At 33.7% G+C, this 14,945-nt stretch carries 13 protein-coding genes and 1 pseudogene; all 14 read right to left on the bottom strand.

The window, feature by feature from the left end; translation table 11 throughout:
• Positions 1 to 163: 163 nt before the first annotated feature.
• Positions 164 to 982 (bottom strand): glycosyltransferase, encoded by an 819-nt coding sequence (locus Vgang_RS01245; protein WP_245879943.1) that lies wholly within the window; start codon positions 980 to 982, stop codon positions 164 to 166.
• A complete protein-coding gene (locus tag Vgang_RS01240) occupies positions 975 to 2,039 on the bottom strand; it encodes a glycosyltransferase (protein ID WP_105902592.1) in 1,065 nt (354 codons plus the stop codon). Before Vgang_RS01240 ends, Vgang_RS01245 begins: the two co-directional genes overlap by 8 nt.
• Positions 2,036 to 2,917 (bottom strand): glycosyltransferase family 2 protein, encoded by an 882-nt coding sequence (locus Vgang_RS01235; RefSeq protein ID WP_105902593.1) that lies wholly within the window; start codon positions 2,915 to 2,917, stop codon positions 2,036 to 2,038. The genes Vgang_RS01240 and Vgang_RS01235 overlap by 4 nt, the downstream gene beginning before the upstream one ends.
• The gene (gene wzy / locus Vgang_RS01230; protein WP_105902594.1) at positions 2,914 to 4,185 is read right to left on the bottom strand and encodes an oligosaccharide repeat unit polymerase; all 1,272 of its coding nucleotides are present in this window, start codon (positions 4,183 to 4,185) and stop codon (positions 2,914 to 2,916) included. The genes Vgang_RS01235 and wzy overlap by 4 nt, the downstream gene beginning before the upstream one ends.
• A gap of 70 nt (positions 4,186 to 4,255) precedes the next feature.
• Complete coding sequence (locus Vgang_RS01225; protein ID WP_105902595.1) at positions 4,256 to 5,353, bottom strand: TDP-N-acetylfucosamine:lipid II N-acetylfucosaminyltransferase; 1,098 nt, start codon at positions 5,351 to 5,353, stop codon at positions 4,256 to 4,258.
• Positions 5,354 to 6,361: an ATP-grasp domain-containing protein gene (locus Vgang_RS01220; protein WP_105902596.1), complete on the bottom strand. Its 1,008-nt coding sequence runs from the start codon at positions 6,359 to 6,361 to the stop codon at positions 5,354 to 5,356.
• A gap of 159 nt (positions 6,362 to 6,520) precedes the next feature.
• Positions 6,521 to 6,656, bottom strand: a pseudogene (locus tag Vgang_RS17080) (DapH/DapD/GlmU-related protein); the annotation flags it as partial.
• A gap of 380 nt (positions 6,657 to 7,036) precedes the next feature.
• A complete protein-coding gene (locus Vgang_RS01210) occupies positions 7,037 to 8,125 on the bottom strand; it encodes a DegT/DnrJ/EryC1/StrS family aminotransferase (protein ID WP_105902598.1) in 1,089 nt (362 codons plus the stop codon).
• A gap of 3 nt (positions 8,126 to 8,128) precedes the next feature.
• Entirely contained in the window at positions 8,129 to 9,574 is a 1,446-nt protein-coding gene (locus Vgang_RS01205) for a lipopolysaccharide biosynthesis protein (RefSeq protein ID WP_105902599.1), read from the bottom strand.
• 1 nt (position 9,575) lies between these two features.
• Positions 9,576 to 10,451 carry a glucose-1-phosphate thymidylyltransferase RfbA gene (gene rfbA, locus Vgang_RS01200; RefSeq protein WP_105902600.1) on the bottom strand — a complete coding sequence of 292 codons (876 nt, stop codon included), beginning with the start codon at positions 10,449 to 10,451 and terminating at the stop codon, positions 9,576 to 9,578.
• 1 nt (position 10,452) lies between these two features.
• Complete coding sequence (gene rfbB / locus Vgang_RS01195; protein ID WP_105902601.1) at positions 10,453 to 11,538, bottom strand: dTDP-glucose 4,6-dehydratase; 1,086 nt, start codon at positions 11,536 to 11,538, stop codon at positions 10,453 to 10,455.
• The gene (locus tag Vgang_RS01190; RefSeq protein ID WP_105902602.1) at positions 11,538 to 12,545 is read right to left on the bottom strand and encodes an NAD-dependent epimerase; all 1,008 of its coding nucleotides are present in this window, start codon (positions 12,543 to 12,545) and stop codon (positions 11,538 to 11,540) included. The genes rfbB and Vgang_RS01190 overlap by 1 nt, the downstream gene beginning before the upstream one ends.
• A gap of 780 nt (positions 12,546 to 13,325) precedes the next feature.
• On the bottom strand, positions 13,326 to 13,874 hold the full coding sequence (locus Vgang_RS01185; RefSeq protein WP_105902603.1) for a sugar transferase: 549 nt from the start codon (positions 13,872 to 13,874) through the stop codon (positions 13,326 to 13,328).
• 11 nt (positions 13,875 to 13,885) lie between these two features.
• The gene (locus Vgang_RS01180) at positions 13,886 to 14,857 is read right to left on the bottom strand and encodes a UDP-glucose 4-epimerase family protein (RefSeq protein WP_105902604.1); all 972 of its coding nucleotides are present in this window, start codon (positions 14,855 to 14,857) and stop codon (positions 13,886 to 13,888) included.
• Between the last annotated feature and the right edge of the window lie 88 nt (positions 14,858 to 14,945).

The following is a 14,945-nucleotide window of genomic DNA, read 5'->3' as shown; positions in this document are numbered from 1 at the left end:
GCTTTCAAGTATTTCAAGATACCGAGAACTAACTCTTCATCGCCATTACAGATGTAATAGTAAGTTCAGGGGAGTTAACCGCTAGACTAAGTAAACCAACGCGGCATCAATATCGATAAACGAAACCTAAAGCCGACAATCCGGCATTATACACTTATTTATATTACCTAAAATTCTTGTAAGCCCACTTTTTTACTGAAGTTGGAGCTATTCTAAGTAAAAATAGATTTAAGGTATGGATAACATTACTTAACGTCAAAACATTTAATTTTCTGAAAGCATAAATTCGAGAGTTTAAATCATTCATTGCTTTCTTGAATCCACGCCTAGTATGAAAGGAATCATTAATCCTAAACTTTAAAAGAGGTTCATTTACATTAGCAAACTTCTTTTCAGCAGCTAGCAGATCAACCCATAAATAGTAATCTTGAGTATTCATAAGCTCTGGTTTGTAACGAAAACCTTCCTCAAAGACAGACATTCGGAACATGACAGATGGATGATTAAATGGACATTTCTTAATGATTTTTCTTGCAAGCTCGTCATGAGAAGCATACATTTTTTTATAAAAAAGATCCTCTCCATTTTCAGATATTTCTTGAACATCAGAACCTACAACCGAAATATCTGAATTATTAATCAAAAATTCGACCTGCTTTTTAAAACGATCAGGATGACAAATATCATCAGCATCCATTCTTGCTAAAAATTGATATTTCTTTTCAACCAGAGACTTTTCAATAATGTCATTTAACCTAGTTGCCAGACCTTTATTATCTGCATTAAAATTTACGACAATACTTTCATTGTTGTTATACTCTAATAACATTGATCTTAGCTCAATATTGATAGGGCCATCAACTTCAATAAAAAGATCTAAATTAAAATATGATTGGGAAAGTATACTGTCAATTGCCTCTGTAACATATTCTACCGTATCAGTCCTATAAACAGACATCGCTACAACAAGTTTTTTATTCACTAGTCACTACCTTTACATATTGTGTAGACATTGCTACATCACTAAAATACTTGTTAGCAATATCATAGTTGTTATTTTTTAAAGAAAAATCTATTAATTCTATATTAGTCTTTAAACTATCAACATTACCAACATCAAACAATGACATTGATATATTAGGTATATTATTCAATTCTTTAAATATGGGAATATTAGAACAAATAGGGTACAAGTTTGAAAATAGAGCTTCAATAAATGCCATTGGCATACCTTCTGTTAATGAAGGCATAATAAAAAAATCAGAAACGGCCATATATTCGCTTACGTTACTTACACGCCCTTTTAATATGAGATTATCATTATCACTTATCATATCTTCTTTTAAAGGGCCATCACCTAAGATAATAAAATCATATTGAGGAAAAAAAACAGATAATTCTTTAATAATTAAAGGTTGTTTTATTTCTGTGAGATGACCACAAAAAATAAATCTCTTTCGATTAGGTGATAATTTTAATTTACTTTCCAACTCTTCCCTAGAGAAAGAGTTATTATTATAACCATCAGATATTACACCGTTATAAATAGTTAAAACATTATGCGCTCCGTTTTTTTCCAGACAAGTTTTAACATTATTAGAAACAGCAACCTTACAAATTCTTTTACTTTTAAAAACTTGGGAATGACAAAGCAACATTATTTTAGACAAAATACCATCATATCTAGATGTATAGTCCTCATATGGGACATTATGTATAGTCGAAATAATTTTATTTTTAACAAACTTACTTATTAAAAGTAGAGCAACATCAGCTCTAATACCATGGCTATTAACTACATCAGGATTATGAAGTTTTATTTTTTTATATATAAAAGTAATTAAATTATCATTTTTCCCCATACATTCAACAGAAGCTCCCAAGGACAAAAGCTTCTCTTTGTATAATGGATCTTCTCGATTTCTTAACCCACAAACAACTGTCTCAATACCTATTTTATTCAAACCACTAACTAGTGAAAGAATAACATTATTTGGTCCAGAAAATTTCAATTCAGATGTAAAAATTAAAAACTTCATCTAAAAACCTTACTTAATCGCCATTTAATAACATGATAAAAAATAGAAATAATATTAAAAAGACCAAATTTACCATCAAAAAGAAATGAAAATAATAATTTAAACTTCTTAGTTATTATACAAGCACTAAATATATTTTTCGAAATATATGATACTTGTGCTTTTGGTGTCATATACTTTTTATACTCTAAAAACCATTCTATAAAAAACTCAGGGGTTGCTTTCTTTTTTAAAAATCGATTTGAGCTTGCATCTTCAACTCTCCAAAATGAAGTAGGTGTATCATCTTGAATTATTGAATATCCTAAAGATTCAGCTCTTAATAAAAAATCATAATCCTGATGACGAGGTAAATTAGGATTAAACATGACTTCTTTTGCTATGTCAGAGGACATAAAAAAAGTACTCGTTTGAATAAGTTTACTATTAACAAATAGCGCTTCAGAGACTGGCTCAGAATCAAGCTTTACTATTTTAGGTAATACATCTGCACTATTTATATCACCACCTTTCTTAACTTTAGATGTCAATATTGTTCTTGGTGTATATATTTTCAATTGTTCTTTTATTTTATTAGGAAGCCAAATATCATCTGAATCTAAAAAGCAAATAAAGTCTCCAGCAGAAGCATTAATTCCTAAATTTCTTGCTTGCCCACCACCAACATTAACTTCATTTTTAATAAAAATTAATTTATAAAAAGAATCAGAAAACATATCTAAAATATTTTCTAGTTCACTTGTATCATCTGAATTATCATCAATAACAATCACTTCCACACTCTCATTATAATCCTGAAGAAATATGCTATCTAATGTATCTTTTATATAAAAAGATGAATTATAACAAGGTATAATAATAGATACCAAAGTGTTCATCGTATAGAACTCCGTCGAAAGGGCTTAATAATAAAGCTAGCGAAAATTATAATCATTAGAAAAACCATTAATGCTTGGATATATAATATATATTGATTAAACCAACCATGAACAATATAAGAAATAGTGAAATACCAAGATAACTGTTCCGTTGCCGAATTATTATGAGAAAGAACTTTTGTTAATTGTGTACTTAAGAATACTAAAATTAATGTGTAGAAAAAATAAAAAACACATAACAATGGTGTAATAAACATCCAGGCAAAATATCCTATATGAGTTTGCCATTGAAAGTGAGGAGATATTTGATATGCAATCTCCCTCTGTACATAATCTTGAGTTATATCAAATATAGGGTACTGTGAGAAAATCTTTTCAATTGTTTGAGGTATCCAGTGATATAAATAAAATGGAAGAAACTGATGAGCATTATACAAATCATTAATTAACTTTGAATTTTCAATTATATAATAAGTAATAGACACTGATTCAAATCGTTCTATAACTCGTTCAAAATATATGAAATATAAATCAAAAAAGTTATTTACATTACTTATTGTATATAAAAGATTTAAACTATCAAAAAAATCAAGATCACCACTAGATAATAGCCCTCTTATAATAATATTTTTCAAAATTCTAATTATGGGAGACATTAAAATTGCAAGAAAAAATATAACTAACAATGTTTTTATATTAAGCTTACCATTAAAGTAAAGTCTATAAATAAACAAAAAGCCTATATGTAAAATGGGCCCAGTAAACCCTTTATATATGGATAATGCTAAAAAGATGGCCACATTCAAATAGTATATTTTATTCTTTGAAGAAAAATTATAGAATAAATATATTTCGACAACTAAAATAGGAACTAAAAACTTATTGAAATATAATACAAAAAAAGGCGAAGATTCAGAATCAAAGCCTATCCTTCCATAACCATAAACTATTGAAAATAAAAAACTTATTATTAAAAATAAAAGAGCGATAATATCTAAAACATTAGACTTATAGTTAACTGAACCAATATTAATCTTAGGTATATGTATTCTAAAACAAATTCTATGAAGACTACTGACAAATAAGAATGAAAAAACCACAAGAGATACAGAAAGCAGCAAAAGAAATGGCTCATTAACTATATACTCGGATAGTTCTCCACCTAAAGTTAATCTATTAAAAAATATAAATCCTAAAAAAATATTACAAAAAATAAAAACAAAAAAAACTATTTTTTTGTTTGGTGAATCTAATCCTAAAAAATTCAAACTAGCTTCTCCATATAACAACTCCAAAAATTTATTTAGGAAAAATCAATTAAAAACATTAAAAATTTCATTATATTAAATCATGCTTTATCTCTTTAATGAATTTTAATGTTTTTTCTTTTATTATCTCATCATTATATAAACTATAGGCAAGTTTACGATTATTGGTCATATCTTCTGTTGATAACGGAATCATAAAAGAGTCATATTGAATATCATCAATAAGATAAATAATAAACCCTAAATTTTTAAGCTCAAAATATAGAGGATTATCTTTTTTCAGAAAAACTTTTGCACCTAATGAAAGCATTACTATAATATTGCCTAATGCCTGCTGGCGTATATGATTCATCACTACATACTGACAACTAAGTAGCATATTAAAATAATCATCTATAGGCATGAAACTATCAATAACATTGAAGTTTAGATCAAATTTTTTAATTTCATTTTTTAACCACTCCTTATAATCATTACTACCATAGGATAATGGCATGATAATCTTCTTATCACCAACTATATCTTTGATTAAATTAAGTGCTGATATATGATTATTTGTCTCTGTAGCACTATTTCCTAACAAAATCCCATCACCAAAAATCTTTTTATTTTTTAAAGAATTTAAAGTAGAGAATGTAGAACCATAGTCCCAATCTATATATTTTGCCTCTAGTTTCATTAATTTTTTAAATATAGAATATTCAGATTTAATAACTGGCGAAAAATAGTCTATTTTATAATGCGCACCATCCAAGTTAATTATTTTCTTTATGAATTTGACACAAAATAATCTCAATCTCCCCTTAGAATTCAAAGGATTAACATAGTTGTCAGTAATAACTTTTTGTTGACTATAATTATAATAATCAAAACCAAACCCTATCCAGACAATTTTTTGACCATGTCTTTTATGTAATAATCTTAATATTATTTTATGTTCAGTAGTCAAACCATGAAAAATAATAACGTCATACTTATAAAACTCTCCTAATAAACAACTTTTTATAAGTTTTGGAAAGCTATACAATACAACATCATCTTTATTAGATATATATTTCAACCCCTTAGATAAAATGATAAATGTATTATTTATTTCATCGAAGCTTTTGAATGTTTCTATCGCTTTATCTATGAATTTTTCATCTCTACTAATATGTAATATTTTCATCTAATTTAATCTTTTTATTGCAAGTTCCTTACAAACGTATATATTCTCTTCAAATTTAAGAAGATTAGATGATACAGATTCTCCATCTAACCATGCTTTTAATAGTTTAGTAAAATCAAAACCAACAGCATGACTAATAGGGTAATGCCCAGAAATTCTACAATTCATTTCGGTTACATAGATATCACCATCAACATCAAAACAATCGACAGATAAAATTCCTTTATGGCTAATACTATTAGCTAGAAGTTTACTTATTGATTCAAAAGGGCCATTATTAACCGTTAGACCAAGATCTGTTTCTCCCGCTCTCATTCTAACTTTTTCTTTTGCAAAACAAGTAACATAGTTACTATTTAGATCATTAACAACATCCACTCCAAATTCTTTTCCAATTAATAATTCTTGTATTAATATTGGAGATTCTTTTGTTAACTCCGATTCATATTTCAAATAAGAATTGAATATATCCTTATATGATTTATTATAAAATACTCGAAGTTCATTTTCATCATCTGCAATATATATCCCCATAGATGCCATTCCCCATCTAGGTTTTAATATAACAGGAAAAGATAAATTTCCATCTGAAATTTCATTTAATACACTATCTACATCTAGATATGTTTTTGGCGTTTTAATGTTTTTACTTTTCAAAAATTCATATGTTAACCATTTATCATTGCATATTTCGACTGAATGTTCTGGAGCTAATATAAGTGTGATGTTATTTTCTTGGAAAATATTTTCATTTTTAGCTAACACGAATAAATCTATATCAAACAATGATAATACTACTGATATATTTTCTTTTTTACAAAAATCAATAATGGTTTCTACATAATCATTTTCATAGATCAAAGGGGTAATTAAATACCCATCTGATTGTTTCATTGTATAAGTTAACTCACTATTACTAGTGTATATTTTCCTTTCATTCTTAAATGTTTCTTTAAAGTAATCAACCAAGTAACCTCTACGACCTACAGATGTTAGAAGTATATTCATCTTATTTCTCCAAATTTAATTCATTTATAATATCTTCTATATTTGATGAAGATATTATATCAAAATTATCTTTAATCACTTTAGGTGGTAAATCCCACCATTTTAATTCTAATAACAATTCAATAATTCTATTATCAAAACGATATTTAATTACTTTTGCAGGGCTACCTACTACGATAGAATAGGGAGGAACATCTTTTGTTACAACAGCATTAGCACCAATAACTGCACCATCACCAATGCTCACCCCTCGACAAATGGTTGCATTAGTACCAATCCAAACATCATTACCGATAGAAAGTGGTTGTTCAAATCTGTCATATGCAACTTTATTATTATTAATGTCGTAGCTTTGGTTGTATAAAAAATCATGAGTAGTTATTCTATTGTAATCATGCTCACCCGCACCAATCGTTACGCCCCAAGAAATAGAACAATACTTACCAATTTTACAATGCATAATAACGCTAAATTGACCAGTATAAGTATAATCACCCAACTCAGAATGCAAAATAAAATTATTTCTATCTATTCGTACATTTCTATTAAGTTTTGATTCATATACTCGACTAAAATTACCTATAATGCAGTTATCTTGCACTTCACTATCTTTTAATATTGATCCTGAATAATTATTAAAATTACGCCCATGAGAAGAATTTATAATTTCAGGTATCATTTTATTACCATCATGATTTTTTCTAAGTCATTTGTCTTAAGATCGTTATGAATAGGTAAACATATTACCGTATTAGAAACATTTTTCGCTAAAGGATACTCTTCTATTACATCTTGATAAGGCTTGAAGTCTGTAATTAATGGATAAAAGTACTTTCTTGCTAAAATATTATTCTCTTTTAATTCATTAAATAATTGATCTCGTGATTTTCCATACTCTTTTTCATCAATTACGATAGGAAAGTATGAATAATTGAGTTCGACATTACTTTCAGGCTTAAGTACTCGAATGCCTTTAATTTGTGTAAGATTCTCTTCATAATATTTGGCAATTTTCTTTCTTTTATCAATTGCCGCATCTATATGACCCAATGTTGCTAACCCAAATGCTGCTTGGACTTCATTGAGTTTTGCATTCATTCCACATAAAGACATTTCCGTTTCTGATTCAAAACCAAAATTCTTTAGTCGATCTAACTTTTCTTTCATTTCCAAGGTATGGCAAACAATCGCCCCTCCCTCAATGGTTGAGTAGGCTTTGGTTGCATGAAAGCTCAGCATCGATAACTCACCCATGTTCAATATTGAGCTATTATTTTGCTTAACACCAAAGGCGTGAGCAGCATCGTAAACAACTTTTAGATTATGTTTTTTAGCTATGGTTTGAATGGCTTCATCATCACATGGATTTCCGTATACATGTACGGGTAAGATTGCGCAGGTTTTATCGGTTATTGCCGCTTCAATCTTTTTCGGATCGAGATTAAATGTGTCTGGATCGATATCAACAAAAACTGGGGTTAAGTTCGCCCACTTAATGGCGTGCGCAGTCGCGACAAAACTATAAGGTGTCGTAATCACTTCACCTTCCAACTCCAGTGCTTGCAAAGCAGTAATTAGGGCTAATGTTCCATTAGAAAATAAACTAATGTATGGAACCCCTAAGTATTTACACAGCTCGTGTTCTAACAGTTGATGATAATGACCACTATTTGTTAGCCATTTCCTAGACCAAATATCTTCCAGATAAGGGGTTAATTCATTGAGTGGTGGAAGAAGTGGAGACGTTACCGTTATTTTATCCATGCTTTAAGCCAACTTTTTGAGAAAAATTACCGAAATAATACGTTGATAGAGATCTTGTTGTAGTAATCGAATACTCAGTACATAACTGACTATTGCTATTGTCACTACGGTTACGATAGTGATGATATCGTGATTTGGATTTATTTGATTCGCTACCCACCAGCCCAGAAGGCAACAGATGGCACTTAACGCCCAGATTGGCACCAATGCTTTACATTGTTTCATTTGGGATAATGCGGTTAAGCGTCCGGTATAAAAGGTATTTAGCCATAAGCTTAAATAGGACTGAATTATCATCCCTATACATATGGCTTTTATACCTAATGGGATAGTGAGCACTAAAATGATGGTTGTAATAATCTTTTTAATAATCTCTAACTTTAAAAATAAATCAGAGCGTCCCTTAACTTGCAATAAATTCAAATTGATTGCATGAATGGGGTACAGTAAAAAACCAATGGATAAAATACTCACTAAAGCTGCTGCTTGCTGCCAGCTATCCCCTAATACAACATTGATAAGTGGCTGAGCGACCACGGCTAGGCCAAACATTAAGGGGAAGATCACAACCGCAGATAACCTTAAGGTTAATAGATAGGCCGCTTCTAATTTATCTTCGCTATGTTGCAATTGACTCATCATAGGGTAAGTCACCCTTTGAATAATGGTGGTCATTGTCATTGCAGGCATACTAGATAATTGATTCGCTTGCGTAAATTGCCCGACTTCAACGGCTGAGAACTGTTTACCGATCACTATTTGATAAATATTTTTGAAAATTGTATCAAGTAAGCCTGATAGCAACAATTTAGAACCGAAGCCAAATAAATTCCTAAATGATTCCATAGAAAAGGAGCGCTTAGGTAACCAAGGGTGAATAACATTTAAGATTAATGTATTACAGGCTGCCATGCTTAGGGTTTGAGCGACGAGAGCCCATACACCGTAGCCATTGGTTGCTAAAAAGATAGCAACAAATGAACTAATACCAACACTTGCTAGGGAAGCCTTTGCTTGGGTTTTAAAATCCATTTCAATGGTTAATTTCGCTCTTTGAACCAAAGATAATGAATTTATAAAGACGGTAAGGCCAAGCACTCGCGTTAAATCAATAAGCGCCGATTGCTGATAAAAATCTGCAATGTAAGGTGCACCAATAAATAATGCTGCGTAACACACTAAAGATACAGCAATATTGAAGTAAAACGCGGTAGAAAAGTCGGATTCTGTTCGATCTGTCTTACGAATTAACGCCGAGCTAAAACCACTATCAACAAATACTTGGCACACGGCAATAAAGACCGCCAGCATACCTATCAAACCAAAGGCATGAGGCCCTAGCATCCTTGCTAAGACCAACATGATAATAAGCTGGATAGCTTGTGTGGCTAGCCGCTCAATCGCACTCCATTTTAAGCCGGATGTGGTTTTCTTTTGAAGATCAGACATCTTATGCTTTTAGTAATTCTGATAGGTATTGACCATAGCTATTTTTCGCCATTAATTTTGCTCGTTCTTCAAGAGATGCGCGACTTAACCAACCTTGGTTAAACGCAATTTCTTCTAAGCAGGCAATTTTGTAACCTTGACGTTTTTCAATTGTTTCTACAAATTGAGCCGCTTCAAGTAAACTTTCGTGTGTGCCTGTGTCTAGCCATGCGTAACCACGCCCTAACATTTCTACATTTAGTTTACCTTGCTTTAAATACATTTCATTTAAAGTAGTAATTTCAAGTTCACCACGTTCACTTGGTTTTACTTGTTTAGCGAGTTCAACCACTCGGCTATCATAAAAATATAGACCTGTGACCGCATAGTGGCTTTTAGGGTTAGTGGGTTTTTCTTCAATAGAAATCGCTCTATGTTGCTCATCAAACTCCACAACACCAAAACGCTCAGGATCTTTTACTTGATACCCAAAAACGGTCGCCCCATGACCAGACTCAGCATTCTCAACAGCGTGTTTCAGTTTTGGTGAAAGACTTTGCCCCCAAAAGATATTATCTCCTAGTACCAAGCAAACATTATCATCACCAATGAAGTCTTCACCAATAATAAAGGCTTGAGCTAATCCATCTGGGGATGGCTGAATTGCATACTCGAGCTTAATTCCAAATTGGCTTCCATCGCCGAGTAAGCGCTCAAAGCTACTTTTATCTTCGGGTGTAGTAATGACTAAAATTTCACGGATACCCGCTAGCATTAAAATAGAAATCGGGTAATAAATCATAGGTTTGTCGTAGACAGGTAACAGCTGTTTTGATACACCCATCGTAATAGGATAAAGACGAGTACCTGACCCACCCGCTAATACAATCCCTTTCATACTACTGATTACCCTCAACTTCCAATGTGCCTAAGCGCTCACGCTGATACGAGCCATCTTGTACGCGTGTACACCACTGAGAATTATCTAAGTACCATTGAACCGTTTTTCTTAAACCTGTTTCAAATGTTTCTTCTGGAATCCAATTTAATTCGTTTTTCATCTTGGTTGAATCAATTGCATAACGGCGGTCGTGACCTGGACGATCTGTGACATAGGTAATTTGTTCAGCGTATTGAGTTGCTTTAGGACGAATTTCATCTAGGATTGAACAGATAGTCTCGACCACTTCAATATTTTGCTTCTCATTATGGCCACCGATATTATAAGTTTCACCAACCTTACCTTCTGTTACTACCTTATAAAGCGCACGGGCATGGTCTTCGACATACAACCAATCACGGATTTGATCACCTTCACCATAGATAGGTAGCGGTTTTCCTTCTAGTGCGTTAAGAATAACTAATGGGATAAGTTTTTCAGGGAAATGATATGGACCATAGTTGTTTGAACAATTGGTCACGATAGTTGGTAAACCATAAGTTCGAAGCCACGCACGAACTAAATGATCACTTGATGCTTTTGATGCTGAATAAGGGCTACTTGGTGAATAAGAGGTTTCTTCCGTAAAGAGAGGAAGCTCTCCTTCTTGCTCATCAGGGTGTGGCAAGTCGCCATACACTTCATCTGTAGAAATATGATGGAATCTAAATGCTTCTTTTACGTCAGAGTCCAAACCATTCCAATATTCGCGTGCGGCTTCTAATAAAGTATATGTACCAACAATATTGGTTTCAATAAATGCAGCAGGACCAGTGATAGAACGATCCACATGAGATTCAGCAGCAAGATGCATCACTGCATTTGGTTGATATTTCGCAAAAACTCTATCTAGTTCAGCGCGATTACAAATATCGACATGTTCAAACGCATATCGCTCATTACTTGCAACTTGTTCGAGGGACTCAAGATTGCCCGCGTAAGTCAGTTTATCAACATTCACCACGCTATCTTGAGTATTTTGAATAATATGGCGAATCACTGCTGAGCCAATAAAGCCTGCGCCGCCAGTCACTAAAATCTTCATTATTTCCCTTGATAAAACTGGTTAAACCACTTCACAAACTCATCCACACCTTGCTTCACATCCACTTTTGGTTGATAGCCGGTAGCTTCAAAAAGTGCTATGGTATCGGCATAAGTTTGATAAACATCACCAGGCTGCATCGGCATAAAGTTTTTCTTAGCCTCGATGCCAAGTGATTCTTCTAATGCTTTAATGTAATCCATTAGCTTCACAGGCTTGCCGTTACCAATATTGTATACACGGTATGGAGCAGAACTGGTCGCCGGAGAGCCTTCTTCAACAGTCCAGCTTGGATCTGATTCAGGGACTACATCTTGAATTCGGATAATGCCTTCGACAATATCATCTATGTAGGTGAAGTCTCTTTGCATATCACCATTGTTGTAGATGTCGATCGGCTCACCATTCACAATTTTGTGTGTGAACTTGAGAAGAGCCATATCTGGTCTGCCCCACGGGCCATAAACAGTAAAGAAACGCAATCCAGTGGTAGGCACATTATATAAATGGGAGTAGGTATGCGCCATCAACTCATTAGATTTCTTGGTGGCGGCATAAAGTGAAATAGGGTGATCGACTGAATCATCGGTACTAAACGGCACTTTGCCATTTAATCCGTAAACGGAACTTGAAGATGCATAAACGAGGTGTTTAACCTTGTTGTGGCGACAACCTTCTAAGACATTAAGATGCCCTACTAGATTGCTATCGGCATAGGCAAGAGGATTATCTAAAGAATAACGAACGCCAGCTTGGGCCGCTAAGTGGATGACCTTATCAAACTGCTCTTCTTTGAACAGTTCAGCCATCCCTTCTCTATCTGCGATATCCATTTTTTCAAAAACAAAAAGAGGATGTTCAATACGCTCAAGTCGCGCCAACTTTAAGTTCACATCGTAGTAATCATTAAGATTATCCACACCGACGACTGAGTGTCCCATTTGAGTTAAACGCTCAACCACAGCACTACCAATAAATCCGGCAGCGCCAGTCACTAAATACTTCACTTTTTACACCCTTTTGATCTATTAAACATGCTTACCTTAAATCATAAAACCAAACGCAGTGCGTTCTAAAGCACGAGCTACAACCACAAAAGTAAACGATTGCTTGGCGTGCTTACAAATAAGAGATGAAGAATACACTAATGAGATTGATAACTGATTTTATAGTAGGCAGGCTACCGCACAGGGATGTGTAACGAAGACTCCCTGTCTCATTGAATATCTTGTTGTAGATGATACGCACTGAGCGTGACAACTTTAAGACAAACTACCATGTATTCAGCCCAATCCATTGAACCAAATCAAACTCGCGATACTTAGCTGTAGAAGAAAGCATCACTGCAACATTCATTACATAAACCTCATGAATGCATGGGGTTTGAATTATGCGGTTACAGTTTACTTAAGCACACAAAAAATCCCAGTCTTTTTTTGAAAATAATTTTCGTTTACATGTGAAGCTCGATACTCGGACAAATTTCAACCACCAATAATCGAACAAGATGGCTCAATTGCTACTCTAATTTGCTCTAAAATTCTCGAAGGACATGGACATTTTCGGTGTGAGAATGGGGAAAAAATGATGGGTTTATCGCTTTGCCTAAGTGGCATTTTTGCCACATAGGCTCTCAGGTTTTTGAAAGGGGTGAGACAATTTTGTTTCAGTTTGAGACGGTTAAAATGGCAGGAGGGCTTGTAGAGCCTAGGTTTTACTTAAGTTTAGGTTTTTCATCCCAATAGGCCCTAAAAAAAAAAGAAAACTGTTCTCTTTTGCCAAAAAGTTCACTTCACCCGATCTCCTGCACCGCTGCCCGTAACCGTTGCTAAGATATACTTAAAATAGTCTTTAACGGTGATTGTTTGGATCATTTTGGCATCTAACTCTGCCAATTTTACAGGCGTAGACATGTCCACCTCACTGATTTGGGCAAGGCCTGTTATACCAGGACGCACGTTATATACCCCTCTTAATTCTCGCTCATGTATCAGTAACTCTTGGCTAAACAAACCTGGCCTTGGCCCAACTAAGCTCATTTCCCCTTTTAACACATTAATCAATTGAGGTAATTCATCTAACTTGGTTTTTCTCAAGAACCTACCTAGCTTTGTAATACTTGTGCGATCAACTTCATGTGTAGCAACCGATGCCGTTTCAACTGCCATGGTCCTAAATTTGATCAAGGTAAATGGCTTTTTGTAACGCCCTACTCGAGTTTGACAAAATATTGGAGAACCGGTGTCGAAATAGCCCAAAACGGTAATAATCAAAAGAAAAGGCCACAAAAAAAGCAAACCAAAGAAAGAAAAGCAAAAATCCAGTAATCGCAGCATGAATGCAGTACCTAGTGTGTGTTTTTATTATTGAGATAGAATAAAACCGTTTTAGTGATCCCCTGCTCCCAAGAAATCGGCGGTTGCCAGTTTAACTGTTTTTTTGTATGAGAGATATCGACCTGTAATGATCCACATAGGCGTTGAGCTATTTGTGGCTTATTGAGCAGTTTGGCTGCAATAGTAAAGATCTTCATTGGTACAGGAATAAGCCAGGTTGAAGAATTCGCTGCCTGTTTAATTTGAGAAAGCAACTCACTGGTCGATATATCATGATCATCAGACACCAAAAAAACCTCATTTATAGCTTCATTGTGCTGCGTACAGGTTAAAATCAAATCAACTAAGTTATCAAGATAAACCATACTTCGCTTATTATGTATCGCCCCTAATGGCAACGGTATACCTCGGCAAACCCACTTCATCATAGCTTGAAAGTTCGCTTTTACTCCTGGCCCATATACCAGAGGCGGACGGATAATGACAACATCAAGTCCCGAGTCTTTAGAAAGTGTTTGTAAAGCCTGTTCTGCTTTATATTTACTGAGGCCATAAGGGTCTTCTGGCTCTTGTTCTACTGTACGTGTAAACGGCTCGTTTAACTCAGTGCTTTCACCATTAACTTTAATGGAACTTAAAAAAATAAACCGTTTAACACCAACTTGTTGAGCTTGGTGCGCTAAGTTTAAAGTTGAACGAAAATTGGCATCATCATAGTTTTTTTGTGCTACAGAGGCATCTTCATTCATTTGATGAACACGGGCAGCACAGTGGATCACGCAATCAACTCCATCTAGGCAAGAACTCCAATCAAAATCGGGCGTTAACTCACCATGATGCCACTCAACTTGAGGTAAACTTTTCTGCTGGGTGACGAGCTTACTATTACGAGCAATAGCAGAGACTTCCATCTCCTTCTCTAATGCTTTTTCGACCACTTTCTGCCCCACAAACCCTGTGGCACCTGTTACTAAAATTTTCATAATTGAGGGTCTTTTCTTGATGAAGTACCAATAATTTTATCGATTTTATCGTAAACTCATGTGAGTAAAAACAAATAGCATAGTAAAA

The sequence above is a fragment of the Vibrio gangliei genome, assembly GCF_026001925.1.
Lineage (GTDB): Bacteria > Pseudomonadota > Gammaproteobacteria > Enterobacterales > Vibrionaceae > Vibrio > Vibrio gangliei.
The sequence above is the reverse complement of the archived record's forward strand: the minus strand, read 5'-3'. Positions and strand labels throughout refer to the sequence as shown.

What these genes read in the sequence shown, in the direction of transcription:
- Vgang_RS01220 (WP_105902596.1), bottom strand. Translation starts at nt 6,361, where the DNA reads ATGAATATACTTCTAACATCTGTAGGTCGTAGAGGTTACTTGGTTGAT.
- Vgang_RS01185 (WP_105902603.1), bottom strand. Translation starts at nt 13,874, where the DNA reads ATGCTGCGATTACTGGATTTTTGCTTTTCTTTCTTTGGTTTGCTTTTT.
- Vgang_RS01210 (WP_105902598.1), bottom strand. Translation starts at nt 8,125, where the DNA reads ATGGATAAAATAACGGTAACGTCTCCACTTCTTCCACCACTCAATGAA.
- rfbB (WP_105902601.1), bottom strand. Translation starts at nt 11,538, where the DNA reads ATGAAGATTTTAGTGACTGGCGGCGCAGGCTTTATTGGCTCAGCAGTG.
- rfbA (WP_105902600.1), bottom strand. Translation starts at nt 10,451, where the DNA reads ATGAAAGGGATTGTATTAGCGGGTGGGTCAGGTACTCGTCTTTATCCT.
- Vgang_RS01225 (WP_105902595.1), bottom strand. Translation starts at nt 5,353, where the DNA reads ATGAAAATATTACATATTAGTAGAGATGAAAAATTCATAGATAAAGCG.
- Vgang_RS01235 (WP_105902593.1), bottom strand. Translation starts at nt 2,917, where the DNA reads ATGAACACTTTGGTATCTATTATTATACCTTGTTATAATTCATCTTTT.
- Vgang_RS01240 (WP_105902592.1), bottom strand. Translation starts at nt 2,039, where the DNA reads ATGAAGTTTTTAATTTTTACATCTGAATTGAAATTTTCTGGACCAAAT.
- Vgang_RS01205 (WP_105902599.1), bottom strand. Translation starts at nt 9,574, where the DNA reads ATGTCTGATCTTCAAAAGAAAACCACATCCGGCTTAAAATGGAGTGCG.
- Vgang_RS01180 (WP_105902604.1), bottom strand. Translation starts at nt 14,857, where the DNA reads ATGAAAATTTTAGTAACAGGTGCCACAGGGTTTGTGGGGCAGAAAGTG.